This is a genomic window from Rhizobacter sp. P1_G5, assembly GCF_056405435.1.
Genome location: NZ_JBFUCB010001129.1, coordinates 1 through 786, shown reverse-complemented (window position 1 = coordinate 786; position 786 = coordinate 1). Strand labels below are relative to the sequence as shown.

The window sequence follows — 786 nt, the reverse complement described above, 5'->3', positions numbered from 1 at the left end:
TCGAGAATGAACCGACCGGGCGAGGCGCCATCGGCGGCATCGCCGTGGGCGCGGCCTGCGTGGCTTTCGCCGCCGGCCRCGGATTCCCCACGCCTTGCTCGCGCAGCTTGTTCCAGGTGCCGCTGATGAAGCCCCAGGCGTCGGCCGGGCGGGTCACCTGCGGCGTCGTGCGCACGTTCACGCCGGTGCCGCGGCCCATGTCGGTGCCGAAGCTCGCGAGCGTGGCGGTGGTGGCCGTCAGCGGCAGCAGCAGCATGTGCCGGTTGAACCACGGGCCGGTCACCATCGCCTCGTGCAGCGGCTTCAGCGTCGATTCGAGCAGGTGCGCCGGCAGCGCGCCGACCATCAGCACCGCCAGCTGGCTGTAGCCCATCAGCACGCGGGCCAGCGCCAGCCGCGCCGTGGTGTCGGCATCGGCCTGCGTGGTGTACAGCCGCAGCAGGCTGCCGTCGGTGCCGGGGAAATCGAGGAACTCCAGCGTCGCGAGCGGCGTGCCGTAACCCTGGCGGCGGATCACGAGCTTCTGCAGCGAGCGGTTGCTGGCGGCGGCCACGCCAGCCAGCAGCTTGCGCGACGACACGGTGCCCACGTCGTGCAGCGCGATGTAGTCGGGGTGCAGCAGCTCGAACTGCTGCTGCATCGCCTCGGCCGGGTCGCACGAGACGAACAGCTCGCGCTGGTCGGCGCTGACCTGGCGGCCGATGTCGCGCTGTTCTTCGGGAACGTCGTCCGCGTCGTCGCCGAGGATCTGGGTGGCCACCACGGTCTGCGCGCGCGTGACCTGCC

At 71.7% G+C, this 786-nt stretch carries 1 pseudogene; it reads right to left on the bottom strand.

Annotated features, from left to right (window positions below):
• Nucleotides 1-786: pseudogene (locus AC1D12_RS34520) on the bottom strand (hypothetical protein); the annotation flags it as partial.